The 17092-nt window shown below is 60.3% G+C and carries 14 protein-coding genes; 2 read left to right on the top strand and 12 right to left on the bottom strand.

The features are described from left to right. Positions 1-46: 46 nt before the first annotated feature. The 9 genes from ACSAMM_RS14360 to gtfA all read right to left on the bottom strand — a co-directional run bounded on the left by ACSAMM_RS14360 (position 47) and on the right by gtfA (position 11344). Positions 47-1852 (bottom strand): ABC transporter ATP-binding protein, encoded by a 1806-nt coding sequence (locus ACSAMM_RS14360; RefSeq protein WP_457791965.1) that lies wholly within the window; start codon positions 1850-1852, stop codon positions 47-49. Beyond that, positions 1852-3579: an ABC transporter ATP-binding protein gene (locus ACSAMM_RS14365; RefSeq protein ID WP_457791966.1), complete on the bottom strand. Its 1728-nt coding sequence runs from the start codon at positions 3577-3579 to the stop codon at positions 1852-1854. The genes ACSAMM_RS14360 and ACSAMM_RS14365 overlap by 1 nt, the downstream gene beginning before the upstream one ends. 20 nt (positions 3580-3599) lie before the next feature. Then, the gene (locus ACSAMM_RS14370) at positions 3600-4037 is read right to left on the bottom strand and encodes a MarR family winged helix-turn-helix transcriptional regulator (RefSeq protein ID WP_457791968.1); all 438 of its coding nucleotides are present in this window, start codon (positions 4035-4037) and stop codon (positions 3600-3602) included. A 503-nt stretch (positions 4038-4540) separates the two neighbouring features. Beyond that, on the bottom strand, positions 4541-5509 hold the full coding sequence (locus tag ACSAMM_RS14375; RefSeq protein WP_457791969.1) for a carbohydrate kinase family protein: 969 nt from the start codon (positions 5507-5509) through the stop codon (positions 4541-4543). 17 nt (positions 5510-5526) lie between these two features. Further along, complete coding sequence (locus tag ACSAMM_RS14380) at positions 5527-6504, bottom strand: substrate-binding domain-containing protein (protein ID WP_178724982.1); 978 nt, start codon at positions 6502-6504, stop codon at positions 5527-5529. A gap of 69 nt (positions 6505-6573) precedes the next feature. After that, complete coding sequence (locus ACSAMM_RS14385; protein ID WP_178724979.1) at positions 6574-7434, bottom strand: ABC transporter permease subunit; 861 nt, start codon at positions 7432-7434, stop codon at positions 6574-6576. A gap of 72 nt (positions 7435-7506) precedes the next feature. Beyond that, complete coding sequence (locus ACSAMM_RS14390) at positions 7507-8388, bottom strand: carbohydrate ABC transporter permease (RefSeq protein WP_457791970.1); 882 nt, start codon at positions 8386-8388, stop codon at positions 7507-7509. Between the two features lie 122 nt (positions 8389-8510). Then, positions 8511-9803, bottom strand: coding sequence for a sugar ABC transporter substrate-binding protein (locus ACSAMM_RS14395; RefSeq protein ID WP_457791971.1), 1293 nt, complete (start codon positions 9801-9803; stop codon positions 8511-8513). Positions 9804-9904: 101 nt separating this feature from the next. After that, a complete protein-coding gene (gene gtfA, locus ACSAMM_RS14400) occupies positions 9905-11344 on the bottom strand; it encodes a sucrose phosphorylase (protein ID WP_457791973.1) in 1440 nt (479 codons plus the stop codon). A gap of 550 nt (positions 11345-11894) precedes the next feature. On the opposite strand from gtfA, the gene ACSAMM_RS14405 reads away from it, so the two are divergent. Both ACSAMM_RS14405 and ACSAMM_RS14410 read left to right on the top strand, forming a co-directional pair. Continuing rightward, positions 11895-12584 carry a response regulator transcription factor gene (locus ACSAMM_RS14405; RefSeq protein WP_457791974.1) on the top strand — a complete coding sequence of 230 codons (690 nt, stop codon included), beginning with the start codon at positions 11895-11897 and terminating at the stop codon, positions 12582-12584. Between the two features lie 12 nt (positions 12585-12596). Next, positions 12597-14102, top strand: coding sequence for a sensor histidine kinase (locus ACSAMM_RS14410; protein ID WP_457791976.1), 1506 nt, complete (start codon positions 12597-12599; stop codon positions 14100-14102). Positions 14103-14147: 45 nt separating this feature from the next. On the opposite strand, the gene ACSAMM_RS14415 is transcribed toward ACSAMM_RS14410, so the two are convergent. Genes ACSAMM_RS14415 through ACSAMM_RS14425 form a run of 3 tightly spaced genes read right to left on the bottom strand, consistent with a single transcriptional unit; the run spans position 14148 to position 17090 of the window. Further along, complete coding sequence (locus ACSAMM_RS14415) at positions 14148-14309, bottom strand: hypothetical protein (protein ID WP_457791977.1); 162 nt, start codon at positions 14307-14309, stop codon at positions 14148-14150. An 18-nt stretch (positions 14310-14327) separates the two neighbouring features. Continuing rightward, complete coding sequence (locus tag ACSAMM_RS14420) at positions 14328-16487, bottom strand: glycoside hydrolase family 95 protein (protein WP_457791978.1); 2160 nt, start codon at positions 16485-16487, stop codon at positions 14328-14330. 15 nt (positions 16488-16502) lie between these two features. Then, entirely contained in the window at positions 16503-17090 is a 588-nt protein-coding gene (locus ACSAMM_RS14425; RefSeq protein WP_457791979.1) for a hypothetical protein, read from the bottom strand. Between the last annotated feature and the right edge of the window lie 2 nt (positions 17091-17092).

Below are 17092 nucleotides of genomic sequence, written 5' to 3' on the forward strand. Positions count from 1 at the left end.
ACACGCACAAAACACCCGCCGTTGAAAAATGGCGGGTGTTTTTGGCTTATTCCAGCTCGAACTGGCCGATATACAGCCGGTAGTACCGGCCCTTGTGCGCCACCAGCTCGTCGTGGCTGCCCCGCTCGATGATTTCGCCGTTTTCCAGCACGATGATGGCCTTGGCGTTGCGCACGGTGGACAGCCGGTGGGCGATGACAAACACCGTCCGGTTTTCCATCAGCCGATCCATGCCCGCCTCGATGAGTTTTTCGGTGCGGGTGTCGATGGAACTGGTGGCCTCGTCCAGGATGAGCACCGGCGGGTCGGATATGGCCGCCCGGGCAATGGTCAGCAGCTGCCGCTGACCCTGGCTCAGATTGGCCCCGTCCCCGGTCAGCAGGGTATCGTACCCCTGGGGTAGGCGGCGGATGAAGCCGTCGGCATTGGCCAGCCGGGCGGCGGCGATCACCTCCTCCATGGAGGCGTCCAGCCGGCCATAGCGGATGTTATCCGCGATGGTACCGGTAAACAGATGGGAATCCTGCAGCACGACGCCCAGGGAATGGCGCAAATCGTCCTTGCGGATGCGGCGCACGTCGATGCCGTCGTAGGTGATGACGCCCTGCGTCACCTCGTAAAAGCGGTTGATGAGGTTGGTGATGGTGGTCTTGCCCGCGCCGGTGGAGCCGACAAAGGCGATTTTCTGCCCGGGCTTGGCGTACAGCTCGATATTTTTGAGAACGGGGTGATCCGGCCGGTAGCCGAAGCTGACGCCGTGGAAGCGCACGTCCCCCCGCAGGGGCTCCAGGCCCTCCGGGGAGCGCCAGGCCCATTGCCCGTCCGCTGTTTTCACCAGCGTGACGTCGCCCTCGTCCACCTCGGGCGTTTGGGACATGGCGTCGAAAATCCGTTCCGCCCCCGCCAGGGCGGCCATGATGATATTCACCTGCTGGGAAAACTGGTTGATGGGCATGGCGGCCTGCCGGACGTAGACCAAGTAGGACGCCAGGCTGCCCAGATCGATGGCCCCTGCGATGGCAAAGAACGCGCCGATACACGCGCACAGAGCATAGTTGAAATAGGACAGGCTGACCACCACCGGGATGATCAGGCCCGAATAGGTCAACGCCTGGGTGGCCGCGCCCCGGAGCTTCTCATTGCGGGCGGTGAATTCCTCCAGGTTCTTTTCCTCATGGTTGAAAACCTTGACCACCTTCTGGCCCTCCACCGATTCCTCGATGAAGCCGTTCAAGCTGCCGAGATAGGCCTGCTGCTCGGAAAAGTGGGCGTGGCTTTTCTTGCTGCTGTACCGCAGAAACAGGGCCATGCCGCCAAAGGTGGCGATGACAATCAGGCCCAGCTTCCAGTTGAGCACCAGGAGTACCGTCAGGGTGCCCGCAATCATGACCGTGTTCTGCACCAGGGCGGTAAAGCTGTTGTTCAGGGATTCCGCGATGGTATCGATGTCGTTGGTGAACCGGCTCATCAGCTCCCCGTGGGTTTTGGAATCGAAATAGCTCAACGGCAGCTTCTGGACAGTGCCAAACAAATCCTGCCGCAGCTCCCGGATAATCCGCTGGGCGGTCTTCACCATCAGCTGCGAGTAACCGAAGGTGGCCGCCGCCCCTGCCAGATAAATCGCCCCCATAAACGCCAGCATCCGGATAAGGCCGCCGATGTCCCCGGGCAGGATATACCGGTTGACCACCGGCTTGAGCAGATAGGTGCCGAACACGTTGGCCCCCGCGCTGATCAGGACCAGCAGGGAAATCAGGAGAAGCATCGGGGTATGCCGCTTCAGATAAGCCAGCAGCCGCCGGAGGGTCAAACCGAAATTTTTGGGCTTTTCGTGCCGCATGGTCCGCGCCATTACGCCGTCGCCCCCTTCTTCTGGGACGCCCAGACGTCCTGATATATCGCACAGCGGGCCAGCAGTTCCTCGTGGGTACCGGTATCCTGTATCCGTCCATCGTCCAGCACCACAATCTGATCCGCGTGCTCGATGGAGCTTATCCGCTGGGCGATGATGATTTTGGTGGTGTCCGGCAGGCTGACGGCCAACCCCTCCCGGATGCGGACTTCGGTGGCGGTGTCCACCGCGCTGGTGGAATCGTCGAAAATCAGCACCTTAGGCTTTTTCAGCAGAGCCCGGGCAATGCACAGCCGCTGCTTCTGCCCGCCCGAAACATTGACGCCCCCCTGCCCGAGATGCGTCTCGTACCCTTCAGGCAGACGGCGGATAAACTCATCGGCACAGGCCGCCCGGCAGGCCCAGGCCAGCTCCTTGTCGCCGGCCTGCTCGTTGCCCCATAGAAGGTTTTCCCGGATGGTGCCGGTGAACAGGGTATTCTTCTGAAGCACCATGCCCACGGCGTCCCGGAGATGGGCCACCGGATAGTCCTTGACATCGATACCGTCGATGCGCAGCGTGCCCCCCGACACGTCGTACAGCCGGGGGATGAGCTGCACCAGGGAGGTTTTGGCCGATCCGGTGCCCCCCAAGATCCCCACCGTCTGCCCCGGGGCAATGTGCAGGCAGATGTCGGAGAGCACATATTCCGCCGCTGTATCGGCATACTTGAAATACACGTGATCAAAATCGACGCCGCCCCGCTCCACCCGGGCGCTTTCCCGCCCGGCGGCCGGAATTCCCGGCACCTCGTCGAGCACCTCCGCGATGCGGGAGGCGGAGGTCATGGAACGGGTGAGCATCATGAACACGCCGGAAATCATCATCAGGGAATTGAGGATTTGCAGCACATAGCTGAGAAAGCCGGTCAGCCGCCCCACCTGCATGCTGCCCGCGTTCACCATGCCGCCGCCGAACCATAGAATCGCCACAATGGTGGCGTACATCACCAGCTGGAAGCAGGGCATGTTCAGCGCCGCGAACCGGAACGCATGCTCGCTGGTCTTTTGAAAGTCCTCATTGACATCCTGGAACTTTTTACACTCATAATCGCCCCGGACAAAGGATTTCACCACCCGGATGGCCGTCAGGTTCTCCTGCACCACGGAGTTGACCTTGTCCAGCGCCCGCTGCATCCGGCCATAGGCGGGCCGCAGCTTGCGCAGGATGAGGAACAGCGCCGCCGCGAGCAGCGGAATGGCCACCGCGAAAATCAACGCCAGCTGCGCGTTGAGCAGAATCGACATGGTCAGGGCGGTGACCATCATCACCGGCCCCCGCACCAGCGGCCGGATGCCGTTGCACACCGCATTCTGCAGGACGGCGACGTCGCTGGTCAGCCGGGTGACCAGCGACGAGGTGCTGAACCGATCGATGTTGGAAAAGGAAAAGCTTTGCACCTTCTGGTATTCCGCCCGGCGCAGCTCGGCACCGAAGCCCTGGCCGGCCAGGGCGGCCAGACGGGCATAGACTGCACCCAGCGCCAGGGAAACCAGGGCGCAAAACACCATCTGCAGCCCCTTGCCCAATATGTACCCCGTGTCCCGGGCCGCCACGCCCACGTCGATGATATCCGCCATGATCAGAGGAATCACCAGTTCGAACGTCCCTTCCAAAACGACGCAGACGCTGCTGATGACCAGATATTTTTTATAAGGCCCGAAATAGGCCCAAAATCGCTTGAACATACCCGAAGCCGCCTCCTGTTCTACACGCCTGCGTCGATCTCCCGGCCGGTGAGGTTGCGGTACATCCGGCGGAGATATTCCGCGAACTGCTGCCGTTCCTCCTCGGTAAAGCCGGCCAGGGAAACCTCGCCCACCCGGCCGCAGATGGCCTGCCACTGCCGATGGGCCTCCCGGCCCGCCTCGGTGATGGCCACGCTGGCCGCTCGGCGGCGGGGAGCCTCCTCCTGCCGACAGACCAGCCCCGCCTGCTCCATGGTGTCCAGCATGCGGGACACGGTGGCGGGCTGAATGTCGCAGGATTCGGCCAGCTCCTTCTGCATACAGCAGTCCTTCTCCATCAAGCGGTTGAGGATTTTCGGCTGGCCGGGCGAGAGGCCGATCCCCGCCATCTCGGGGCGCAGCCGGTTTTTCTGTGCGTGATAGGTGCGAATCAGCAGCAGGTGAAAGGGCGTTTTCATATGTCGTCTCCTGTCCGGCGGGGGCCGCCTTCTTTATCAGTATACGCGATTTAATCATTAGGGTGCTAATCATTTGCAGGCGAATGATTAGCACCCTAATAGTTGATATGCTAATTATAAGGAACAAAAGCGCCGTTGTCAAGAACCAGCCTGTCCAAAAAAGCCCCGGCGGAAAAATCCGCCGGGGCTTGCAGTCTGTCAAAAAAGGGGAATCCGCCATTCGGAAAACGAAAAAAGCGGGGGCGGGTTACCAATCGGTGTTTGCGAGGACATGTGCCTCGCAAACACACCTTATAGGCGAAAACCGGCGGAAACACACGTGTTTCCGCCGGTTTTCAAGAGCAGGGCGTGGTCGGGCGGAGCGAACGCTCCGCCAGCGGGGACAGATGGAACAAGGCGAACGTCAGTGAGCCGCCGTGATCCGGCGTCCCCGTCCAGCAGCTTGTCGACTTTATCGACAAGCTGAGCCCCGGCGGAAAAATCCGCCGGGGCTTGAAGCTGCGTTACATATGGCCTTGTTGCTGTAAAAACTCCAGCACCTCGCCGTAGGAGGGGAGGGCTGAGATGGCGCCCTTCCGGGTGGTAGTCAGCGCCCCCACCGCATTGGCAAAGGTCAGCATATCTCGGATTTGATCGGCGGAGCGCTCCTCGATGGGGGTGCAGCCCTGTAGTAGGCCGTACAGGAAGCCGCCGGTGAAGGAGTCGCCGGCCGCCGTGGTGTCCACCGTCTCCACCGCAAAGCCCGGGACGTCGATCCGCTCCCCATTCACCAGGGCGAAGCAGCCCTTGGCCCCCAGGGTGGCCAGCAGCGCCTTCACGCCGTAAGCCGCTTTCAGCTGCCGGGCCGCCTTATCCAGATCCGGCTCACCCGTCAGGAACACCAGCTCCTCCTCAGACACCTTGACGATATCGGCCCATTGCATGGCCGAGAGAATGACCGACCGGGCCTCCTCCGGGCTGTCCCAGAGGTTCAGACGGAGATTGGGATCGTAGACCGTGGCGGCCCCCCGCTCCCGGGCATGAGATGCCAGCTGAAAGCTCGCCTGGCGGGAGGGGCCGCCGGTCATGAGCACCGAGCTGTAGAAAAAGCACCGGCAATCAGCCGCCAGGGCGAAATCCGCTTCCTCCGGGACGAGCATGGTATCCGCGCCCTGTCGCCGATAGAAGCTGAAGGACCGCTCCCCGCCCGCGTCCAGATGCACGAAGGCCAGGGTGGTCTGATAGTCAGCGGACAGCCTCAGGCGGCCGACATCCACCCGGCTGTCTGCGAGAATCCCCTTCAAAGCCCGCCCGAAGGCGTCATCCCCCACCTGCCCGATGAACGCGGTGTTCACGCCCAGGCGGGCCGCCGCGCAGGCCAGGTTGGCCGGGCCGCCGCCCGGGTTGCGTTCAAAAACCGGGTTGCCCGCCGCGGATTCCCCCACCGGGGTGAAATCCACCAGCAACTCGCCGAGAGAAACCAAATCACGCATCGCGTCTTTCCGCCTCCTTACGTCGTGCCCCGCTCCACCAGCGTCACGCCCAGCACCGTTTTGACCGCCGTACAGCCCTGTTCGAGCTGCTGCAGGATGGTGCGCACGGCGAAGGAGCACATCTGCTCCACCGGCTGGCGGATGGTGGTGATAGGCGGTGTGGTCAGGGCGGCGATATCCACATCGTCGAAACCGACCACCTTGATGTCCTCCGGCACCCGCCGGCCGCACCGAGCGCAGGCCTGCACGAGCTGGGCAGCGATGACGTCGCTGCTCGCAAAGACGCCGTCCAGCTCCGGGTTTTCCATCAGAATCCGATCCAAAAATGCTCCATAATCCATGGAAAGAAACTGGGCCTCCGCCGTGTCGAACACTTTGCCGGTCAGATTATATTCTCGGCAGACATCCAGAAACGCCGCGCACCGCTGATCCGCAGGCATATGCACCTCGCTGCTTCCGCTGATATGGGCGAGGCGGCGGCAGCCCTTCCCAATAAGGTGCCGGGTGGCCAGCGTCCCGCCCTGGTAATTATCGCAGGACACGGCGGACACATTGCCCTCCTCCGTGCGCTCGAAGGTGACCACCGGCAGGGACATGTCCAGATAGGCCCCGATGTCCGGCGTCCGGCTGCACAGGACGATGGCCGCCACCTTATTGGATTTGAGCATATCGATATATTCGATCTCCTTCTCACGCTGATGGAAGGAGTTGCAGAGCATGATTTTATACCCATGCCGGGCCGCCTCCTGCTCCAGAAAGCTGACCACCCGGCAAAAGTACGGATGGGCCACCGAGGGGACGATGACCCCGATGACGTTGGTGCGCCGTTTGGAGAGGGAACGGGCCAGCTCGTTGGGCCGGTAGTCCAGCCGCTTCATGGCTTCATAGACCGCCTGCCTCGTTTTATCGCTGATGTAGCCCCGATTGTTGAGCACGCGGGAGACCGTGGTCACCGTAACGCCCGCCAGCTCCGCCACATCCTTGAGAGTCGCCATGCCGCTATCCGCTCCTTTCGGCCGCTTATACCGCCATTATAACAGGGCTTTCCAATGAACGCAATCGAATTATGCCTTGACCGCGCCCGAAATCACGCCGCTGATGATCTGCTTTTGCAGGAACAGGTACAGAATGATAACCGGCAAAACCGTCAGCATCAGGCCGGCCATCACCGCGCCGTAGTTGGTCAGATAGCTGCCGTAGAAGGAATAGGTGGACAGCGGCAGGGTGAACAGCTCCTTTTTGGTCAGCACCAGGGAAGGGAGCAGATAGTCGTTCCAGATGGCCAGAACATTGAGGACGATGATAGTGGCGGTGATGGGTTTGAGCAGCGGGAATACGATCCGGAAGAAGGTCTGTGTCCGGCTGCAGCCGTCCAGGGTGGCGGCTTCCTCCAGGGAGAGGGGAATGTTGCTCTTGATGAAGCCGTGATAGATGAACACCGCCATGCTGATAGAAAAGCCCACGTGCATGAACACCAGGGTCAGCCGGTGATCAAGAATCCCCAGGAAGCTGCCGTAGATGGAGATGAGCGGGGTCATGATGACCTGGAAGGGGACGATCATGGCCGCGACCATGAGGGCGAAAAACACCTTATTAATTTTCCAATCCGCCCGCACGAAGAAATAGGCGGTCATGGAGGTGATGATCACAATCAGCAGCACGCTGAGCACCGTGATGAACAGCGAATTGAAAAAGGCGCGCAGGAAATCCATTTTATCAAAGGCGTAAGAGAAGTTGGTGAAGATCGGGCCGCCCGGCTCCAGCAGCTTGAGCGGTTCCTTGAGGATGGTGCGGTTGGTTTTGAACGCGTTGATAATCACCATGAAAAACGGCACCATATAGACCAGAAGCAGCGCAAACAGGATCACCGTCTTGACGATCCCCCAGATCCGCGTACGGGTGCCGCCGATAACCTGCCGTTTCATCGTATCCCCCCATTCCGCCGCCCGCAGACGGCCATATATCGGATTCCATCCCGAGTGAGGCTCGTTTTCATGTTACGCCTCCACCTCTTTCCGCTTGCCCAAGGACACCTGGGTGATGCTGATAATGGCCACCACCAGGAAGAGGATGAGCGCCTCCGCCTGGCCCACGCCGTATTCCTTGGACACGAAGGTCTTCTGGTACACATGCATGGCGGACAGGATGGTGGTGCCGTAGGGACCGCCGCCCGTCAGGGACAGGTTGACATCGTACACCATAAAGCACCGCTGGATGGACAAGAACAAGCAGATGACGAAGGAGGGTACCATCAGGGGCAGGGTGACATAGCGGGTGGTCTGAAAGGCCGTGCAGCCGTCGATACTGGCCGCCTCAAGCAGGTCGTGGGACACGCTGGTAAATCCGGCCACATAGATGATCATCATATAGCCCGAATACTGCCAGACCGTCACCACCACCAGCGCCCAGAACGCCATGGTGGGATCGCTCAGCCAGGAGCTGGAGAGCAAATCGGATCCGATGCCGCTGCCGAAGCTGGTCAGCGCGTTATTGAACACAAACTGCCAGATGAAGCCGAGGACGATACCGCCGATGAGGTTGGGGGTGAAAAAGGCGGATCGCAGAAAATTCTGCCCCTTGATGCCGCTGGTCAGCAGATAGGCCAGGAAAAAGGCCACCAGGTTGATGAGGATCACCGACGCGGCCACGTAGCCGAGGGTCAGCAGCAGGGAATGCCAGAACGCCGTGTCTTTAAAGGCGGTCACATAGTTCTGAAACGCCACGAAGCCCGCCCCGTCGGAAATGCCGTTCCAGTTGGTAAAGGTCAACACCAGGCCGTACAGGAAGGGGATGACGACCACGCAGAGGAACAGAACCGCGGCCGGCCCGGCAAATATCAAAAACAATTTCAGGTTGCCCAGTTTTGTTTTTTCTCTCATGATAAGCCTTCTTTCTGCATGGCTGCCCGTGGGAATCCCGCCGGGTGGCCGCCGTATGTATCGGCCGCCGCTTCCCGGACGCGGCGTTCCGCGTCCGGGAAGCGGTGCCGTTTATGGGGCTATTACGCTTTGCTCTTCCAGTACTCCAGCACCTTGGCAGCCAGCTGCTCACGGGTGGATTTGCCGGCCAGATATTGCTGCATGGCCGCGCCCACCTTGCTCCAGTGATCCGCCGGGACGATGCAGTCGGGGCTGGTCTTGCCCTCGTCCACATAAACCTTCAGGGCCTTTCCCAGGGGATCCGTGGGCTCCAGCTTGATGTTGGAGAATGCCGGCACCAGCTGCAGGGTTTCCACCATGCCCTTCTGGCCCGCCTCGTCATACACCAGCCAATTGAGGAAGTCCTTGGCAGCCTTCTGCTCTTCCTCAGAGGTTTTGGTCTTATCGATGATGATCTGCTTGGACGCGGTGCCCAGCATCTTGGTGTTGACAAAATCGCTGGCGTCGTTGCCCAAAGGCAGGATCATCAGGCCGAACTCGTTCTTGTTGTCGGCGGTGATGAATTCCTTCATGTTGGGCCACGCCCAGTTGCCGTTGAACCAGAACGCCGCTTCTCCATCCACCACGTAGGAGGGATCCACCTCATATTTGGCGTCCAGAGGCGCCTTGCCGTTGATGTTGTAGGAGCGGAGCAGATCGAAGGTGTCCAGCAGCTGATTGAAGCGCTTATCGTTCTTCAGATCGATTTCGCCCTTCTTCATCTTGTCAATATACGCCGCGCTGGCGCCCTCGTCGTCCGACTGGGTGATATACAGATAGCCGAAATAGTGGGAACCCAGGGACCAGTCTTCCTTGGAAATCACGACCGGGGTGGCCATCCCCTTGCTCTTCAGCTCCTCCAGAAGGGCCTTGAGCTTATCCATGGTGTTGTATTCCTTGGGATCGAAAGTTTTGCCCAGGGTCTTCTCGATGGCCGTTTTGTTGTAAATCAGGCCGCGGCCCTCCACCCCCATGGGGAAGGAATACACTTTGTCGTTGATGCGGTAGGCCTGGTTGCCCGCGTCGGCCACCCACTTTTCACCGGTCAAGTCCACCGCCTTGTCCCAGCCAATGTCCACCACGTCGGTGGTGTCGAGCATGGACATGGTAGGCGGCGTGCCGGAGTTGTACAGCTGGGAGAACCGCTCGGAGGGAGAGGTGCCAGCCGGCGCCACCAGGATTTCGATATCCACGCCGGTCTTTTTCTTGTATTCCTTGGCCACGGCCTCCAGGCCGTCCTGGATTTCACCCTTGGAGTTGAGGAAGGTGAGCTTCATCTTGCTTTCGGTGCCGGGTTCCTTGTCATTGCTGCAGCCGGTAAGGACGGCGCCGATCATGGCCGCCGAGAGGGTTACCGCCAGGATACGTTTCAGCATGGTCATTACCTCTTTCTTTATCAAATTTGTGTTGTTTCGCGGGGAGAATCCCCGCCCTATCAACGCGGGGCCAAGGCAGCTTGGCACGAGCGTCTTTAGCCTTATACCTCTTGGGAAAACAGGACTGCATCGCCTTCGGTTATCTGGAATGCGTGAGTGGCCAAATCGGCGGTCAGCATCAATTGGTTTTCCCCGCTGCACCGGGTAATCCGCAAGGTAGTTTCATCCAGCATCTCCGGCCGGCATTCTCCCTCCACGGCGAAGGCGGGATGGGCGTTGCGCAGCCGCATAAGTTCAAACAGCTTCTGCACCACCGGGCGGCGGACTTCCCGGTCCACCTCCTCCCGGGAATAATAGTGGCGGTTGATATCCCGGCCCTGCTTGGTTTTTTCCAGCAGCTCGATGTCGTTGCCGCCGGCCAGCAGCCCGACGTAATACACCTGCGGAATACCGGGGGCGAAAAACTGAATCGCCCTGGCCAGCAGATAGGCCGCGTCCTGGTCCCCCAGGGCGGAATAGTAGGTGCAGTTGATCTGGTAAATATCCAAATTGTTATAGGCCGCGGTGTTGTAAATCTTTTTGACGTTGGCGCCTTTGGTGAACAGCGCCTCCTTGGTGGCGTCGATTTCCTCCTGGGACATCAGGTCGGCCACATCCACCACGCCGATGCCGTCGTGGGTATCCAAGGTGGTGAACTGCCGGCGGGGACAGATGTTCAGCCAGTGCACCAATTCCTCCCCCTTGCCGGTATACAGGGCATGAAGCACCAGCATGGGCAGCGCGAAATCGTACACCCAGAAGCCCTTGTCCGCGATTTTCTGCTGAATGGTGTAATGCTCGTGGATTTCGGGCAGGATATCCACTCCGTAAGGCTTGACCACCTCTTCGATGTCCTCGAGCAGCTCCCACATCTCCGGCTCGATGAAAAAGCAGCTGGTGTCCGGTTTTTTGACCGCATAGGCGAAGGCGTCCAGCCGGATGACCGCGGCGCCTTTTTCGCACATGTCCCGCAGGGTGCTGCGGATAAACTTCCGGGCGACGGCACTGTTCATATTCAGGTCGATCTGTTCCTCGCAGAAGGTGCACCAGATGTCTTCCGTGGTTCCATCGGCGAAGGTGACCGTGATGGAAGGGGCCCGGGGCTTGCGCTTATAAATCCTATCCACCTGATCCTCGGTAGGCGCTCCGCCCGGCCAAAAGTCTTTATACCGGATGAACATATCCCGATAGGGAGAGGCGTCCTTGTTTTTCAAGAAATCTTCAAAATAGGGGGAGTGGGCGGAAATGTGATTGACCATAAAGTCAAACATCACAGCGTGGCGCTGCGCGATGGCCCGGATATCCTCGAAATCCCCAAAAGCCGGATCCACCATGTCGTACCGCATGGGGGCGAAGCCCCGGTCGGCGGAGGAAGGGAAAAAGGGAAGGATGTGCACGGCGCCGACCACCCCGTCCAGGTGATCCCGCAAAACCCCGCCCAGCTCCTTCAGGTTTTTCCCCAAGCTGTCCGCGTAGGTGATGAGCATAATGGTATTGTCCATAAAGGGTACCTCCCGCCTTCGGATCGCGGCGTTCAGCCGCTCTCTGTTCTCTACAATTGCAGTATAGCATCAACCGCTTGACATGTCAAGCGGTTATCTTGTTTTTTATTGCAATATTTTTTATAATGTAATTTTTATTTGTATACTTTTTCGTATTATTGCCTGTTTTATCGGATTATCCATAGAAAATTGTCCGGATATATAGAGGTATATAATCAACCGCTTGCCATAGTATTTCCGAAAAAAGAAAAAATATTCGTTTCAGCGGCGACTGTCCGTTTGGCCGGATTTTATGTTATACTAGGTAAGCGATGATGAAAAAGCCAGTGGTTAGATCGGTGCAGAAGAATTCCCCCAGGGGATTTCCCGCCAAGCCGCCGCTGAGCAGTCAGGCATGATCTTTTTATCGTTTACCTAGTACCGTCATAAAATTTCAAGCGGAAATTCACACGGTTATCACACGGGTATCGCATACTATATCCCGTTGGCTCCATAAAACCGGACGGCTGCTGGCTGTTGGTCCGACGGATCAGATGAAGGGGCGTTTGCTATGGAAAACACTGCGTCAAAAACCATTCTTATCGCGGACGATGAAATCCGCATGCGCCGCGTCATCGCTGATTATCTGCACATCAAGGGGTATGAAACCCTGGAGGCGGGGGACGGCGTGGAGGCGCTGAGTCTGTTTGAATCCGGGCGTCCGGACCTCATCCTGCTGGACGTCATGATGCCCCGCATGGACGGCTGGGAGGTCTGCCGCCATATTCGTTCCAAGTCCCAGGTGCCCATTATCATGCTCACGGCCCGTTCCGAGGAGGACGACGAGCTGCAGGGCTTTTCCTTGGGGGTGGATGAATACATCGCCAAGCCCTTCAGCCTGAAAATTTTGCTGGCCCGCATCGAGGCGGTGTTCCGCCGGGGCGCGCCCGAGGAGCCGGCGGCCCGCCCCGTGGTGGACGGCCTGCTGGTGGATCCGGTGGGGCGCGAGGTCAAGGTGGACGGCCAGCCGGTGGAACTGACCTATACCGAGTTCGAGCTGCTGACCTACCTGATGACCAACAGCGGGGTCGCCCTCTCCCGGGACAAAATTCTGGACAGCGTCTGGCGGTACGATTATTACGGCGACGCCCGCACGGTGGACACCCATGTCAAAAAGCTGCGCAGCAAGCTGGGCCGTCACGGCGACTGCATCAAAACCATTCGGGGCATTGGGTACAAATTCGAGCCCGACGCCGGATAAAGGGACAGACCTATGGACAAGCTTGCGCACAACCGCCTATCGGAAAAGAGCCTGCAGGCCCTGCTGCCTCCCCGCCATTCCATCGTGTGGAAGCTGGCGGGCTGGTTCCTGCTGTGCATCACGCTGCTGCTAGGGGTCAACTGGCTGCTGAACAATTTCGCGCTGGAAAGCTATTACCGCCGGCAAAAATCCGACGCGGTGCAGATGGCCTTCACCGAGGTCAACAGCCTCTTTTCCCAGGACTATACCGCCAATTTGGAAATCATCGACCTGACGCTGGACAGCCTGGCCAACAACGACGGCATATCCAGCACCATCTGGGCGGGCAGCCGGCTGATCGCCCGCTACCGCGCGGAGGGCACCCAGGCAATCCCCGTCCGCCCCACCAAGACCTACCTGCCCGGCTCCTGCGAGGTGACGGTGGTGCAGGACACCAAGCTGAAAACCAGCTTTATCACCCTGACCGGCGCTTTGAGCAACGGGTTTCCCATCGAGATGCGCACCTCCGTGGAGGGTATCAAGGAAAGCGTGGGCATCACCAACCAGTTCCTGCTAATTTCGGGTGCCGTCACCCTGCTGGTCTCGTTGCTCCTGGTCTTTTTCTTTTCCCGCCGGTTCACCCGGCCCATCCGGGAGTTGTCCCGAGTGGCGGGCAGCGTGGCGCGCCTGGACTTCCAGGACCGGTACACCGGCGGCGGCCGGGATGAACTGGCCGATCTGGGGGCGAGCATCAACTCCATGTCCATCTCCCTGGAGCGCACCATTTCCGACCTGAAAACCGCCAATCGCCAGCTGATGAACGACATCGAGCAAAAGAACCAGCAGAACGAGGCCCGCCGCGCCTTCATCTCCAATGTCTCCCATGAGCTGAAAACGCCAATCGCCCTCATCAGCACCTATGCCGAGGGCCTGAAGGAGGACATCGCCGACGGGGCGGCCAACCGCGACTACTACTGCGAGGTCATCGAGGACGAGGCACAGAAGATGTCGGAGCTTATCAAGCGGATGACCATGCTCATGCAGCTGGAAGCCGGCGGAGAGCAGCTGGTGATCGAGCGGTTTGACATCACCGAGTTGCTCGACAACCTGATGAACAAAATGAGCATCCGCTTTTCCCAAAAAGGCATCGTTCCCATCCTGCCGGAGTCTGGGCCGGTATATGTCTGGGCCGACGACTACCTCATGGAAAACGTCCTGACCAATTTCCTGTCCAACGCCCTCAACCATGTCAACGAGGGGGGACGGGTGGAGGCCCGCATCATCCCCAAGGAGGACGGCCGGGTCCGTGTCACCGTGTTCAACACCGGCAGCCATATTCCCGAGGAGGATCTGCCCCGCGTCTGGGAGAGCTTTTACAAGGTGGATAAGGCCCGCACCCGCGCCTACGGAGGCACCGGCATCGGCTTGTCGGTGGTGGCGGCCATCATGAAAGCCCACGGCATGCCCTACGGCGCTTACAACTGCCGCAGCGCCCACGGCGACGGGGTGGAATTCTATATCGAGCTGGAATCGCGGTAAAACAACAACCACGCGCCGAAGGAATCTTCCTTCGGCGCGTGGTTGTTACTGGGCTTTATGAAAGAGGCCGCATAGCTTTTCCCATAGGAATTTACAGACGGAGGAGCTGACGAGGCGGTTTCCCAAGAAGCGGAAGACAGCCGCCAGGATCAGGGCGTATAGAAAGAGCAACGCCGCCGTCGGCAGAACCGATCGGATGAAATCCATGACCATCTCTCTCCGAATTCAATCCACCGTGTAAATCCGATGCGCCGTCATTGTCCCGTTTTCCCAGCGGATATCCACCGCCCGGCGGCCGGTAATCCGCAGCCCCCGGACATAGCCTTGCGGAAAAGCGGCGGGCAGGGCGGGCAGCAGCTTCACCTCGCCGCCCCGATCCTGCACGAGCATATTGGCGATCCCCGCTGTGCCGCCGAAATTTCCGTCGATTTGAAACGGCGGGTGGGCGTCCCAGAGATTGTCGTAGCTGGATCGGGTCAGCAGAGTACGTAAATAGGCGTAGGCCCCTTCCCCATCCTTCAGCACCGCCAGCAGATTGATAATCCAGGCGCAGCTCCAGCCGGTATGTCCCCCGCCGTGAGCCAGCCGCTCCCGCAGGGACACCCGGCACGCCTCGGTCAGCCGCGCATCCCCGGCGAACAGATCGGAGGGGAACAGGCCGTACAGATGGGACAGGTGCCGGTGCCCCGGTTCCCGTTCTTCAAACTCCCTGTGCCATTCCAGCAGCTGCCCCCGGCTGCCCACCTGAAAGGGGGCCAGTCGCCCGAGCCGCTCGTCTATCTCATCCAGCAGCCCGTCCTCAATGTGCAGCACCTCGCAGGCACGGCGGAAATCCCGGAACACCTCCCGGATAATGGCCAAATCCATGGCCGTGGACATGGCCAAGCAATGGGCGCTCCCATCCGGCCCGATAAACCGGTTTTCGGGGGACGTGGAGGGACAGGTCTCGTATCGGCCGTCCACCTCCACCAGCCAGTCGGCCAGGAACCGCGCCGCCTCATGCAGCAAGGGATACGCAGTTTCCCGCAAGAACGCCTCGTCCAGCGTATAGGCATAGTGTTTGTACAGCTCCGCCGCCATCCAGGCGCCGCCCATGGGCCACAGCGCCCATTCCGCGCTGCCTGGCTGCCCCGCCGCGCCGCCGTAGGGGATCCCCACCGGATTGGTGTTGGCCCAGACATCGGCGTTGTGGTGATGGACGAAGCCGCGGCAGCCGTAGTGCGCCGCCGCCGTCTTTTGCCCCTGCTCGCACAGCCGTTTCAGCAGCCCCACATAAGGGGACAGGCAATCCGACAGGCCGCAGCTTTGGGCAGGCCAATAGTTCATCTGCGCGTTGATATTGGTGGTCCAGTTGCTGCTCCAAGGGGGCCGCAGCTCCCAGCACCAGATCCCCTGCAGATTGGCGGGCAGGCCGCCGGGCCGGGAGGAGGCGATGAGCAGATACCGGCCGTACTGGAAATACAGCGCGTACAGCCCCGGATCCTCTCCGCCCTCCCGCAGGACGGCCAGCCGCCGATCGGTGGGCATAGCTTTCTGCGGCCCAAGCCACAGTTCCACCCTGTCGAACAGGGCCCGGTAATCCCGGATATGCGCTTCGCGCAGCGTTTCATACGAAGCGCCCGCGGGCAGTTCCGGCTCCCGCACCGCCGACACCGCCAGGACGAGACGAGACGCACCGTCCACGGACAGGCGGCCGTCCCGCGCGCGCACCGTCCCGTCGCCGGACAGCACCCGCACCCGTGCGGAGAAACGCCGGCCCCGCTCGCCCTGAATGACCGCCTCCGGCCTGTCGGGAATATAAGGGGGATCCACATGCTCGGGGCATTGCCCCTCGATGATCAGCCCGTCCTCATCCGCCCGCGTCCGGCAGGACAGCGGCGATTCGAACGAAAGGGTCAGGGCCATCCGGGGCTGCGAACAGGTCAGCCGGACAAGTATCGCCCGGGCCGGGAAGCTCGCCAGATACTCCCGCTCGTAGGTCGCGCCATCGGCCGTATAGGCCACCCGGGCCGTCGCCTGCTCCAAATCAAGCTCCCGCATATAATCCGTCGCCGGCCCGTGTTTGAACGCCAGATGCAGGCTGCCCAGCGGCAGATAGCTCTCGCCGTATTCCCCCAGCATATGGGCTTCGGCCACCGCTTCCGCCTCGCCGTACCGTTCCTCCCGGATCAGGCGGCGCACCTCCTCCAGATGCGCGCGGGCGCCGGGATTGTTCCGATCCCGCTGCCATCCGGACCACAGGCTTTCCTCGTTGAGGCCCAGCACCTCGCAGGGCGCGCCGCCCCAGATCATGGCCCCCAGGCTGCCGTTGCCGATAGGCAGAGTCTCCTCCCATCGGGAAGCTGCCCGTTCGTACCAGAGCCGCAGCCGATCCGTCCTGTTCATCGGCCGATCCCCCTTTTATCCGATGAGCTCCGCCGTTTTCACCGACTGCATCACGTTCTGAACGGCCTGCCGGTTATCGGCTTCCCGTTCGGCCGTCGTCCAGCCGACTACCCGGACGAAATCGTCGTCATTTTCCAGGAAATAAAGCCAGTATATCAGCTCCAAATCGTCGGTTTCCTCCCGCATTTCAGCAGATAAGCCTCGCATGCCGCCCACTGTCACCGGTACGCCCGCGGTATGGGTAACGTCTTGTGCATCCTCCTGCATGACCTCCAGGGACGCGTCCATATATTCCTCGATCCCTATGTCCAGCCCGATCTCTTCCTTGCTCTCCGCCAGCACGATGACTACCATGTCCCTGCGCGTATGGATTACTCGAAGGGCCTGCGGATTCTCCAACTGCTTGCTGTCCTCGGTCCAGCCGCCGGTCACAGTCACCTCATACCGCCCGTCGGGGGTCGCGACGGTCTGCGGAGTATTCCCTTCCTCCGTCTTGGCGGCCAGCTCCCGCGTCAGCAGAATGGTGTTGCAGCCGCCCAGCAGCGGCAAAGACATCAGGAAAGCCACCGCCAGCGCCGTGGCCCGTATGTTCATAGCACGCATCA

The organism is Anaeromassilibacillus sp. SJQ-5, from assembly GCF_054108045.1.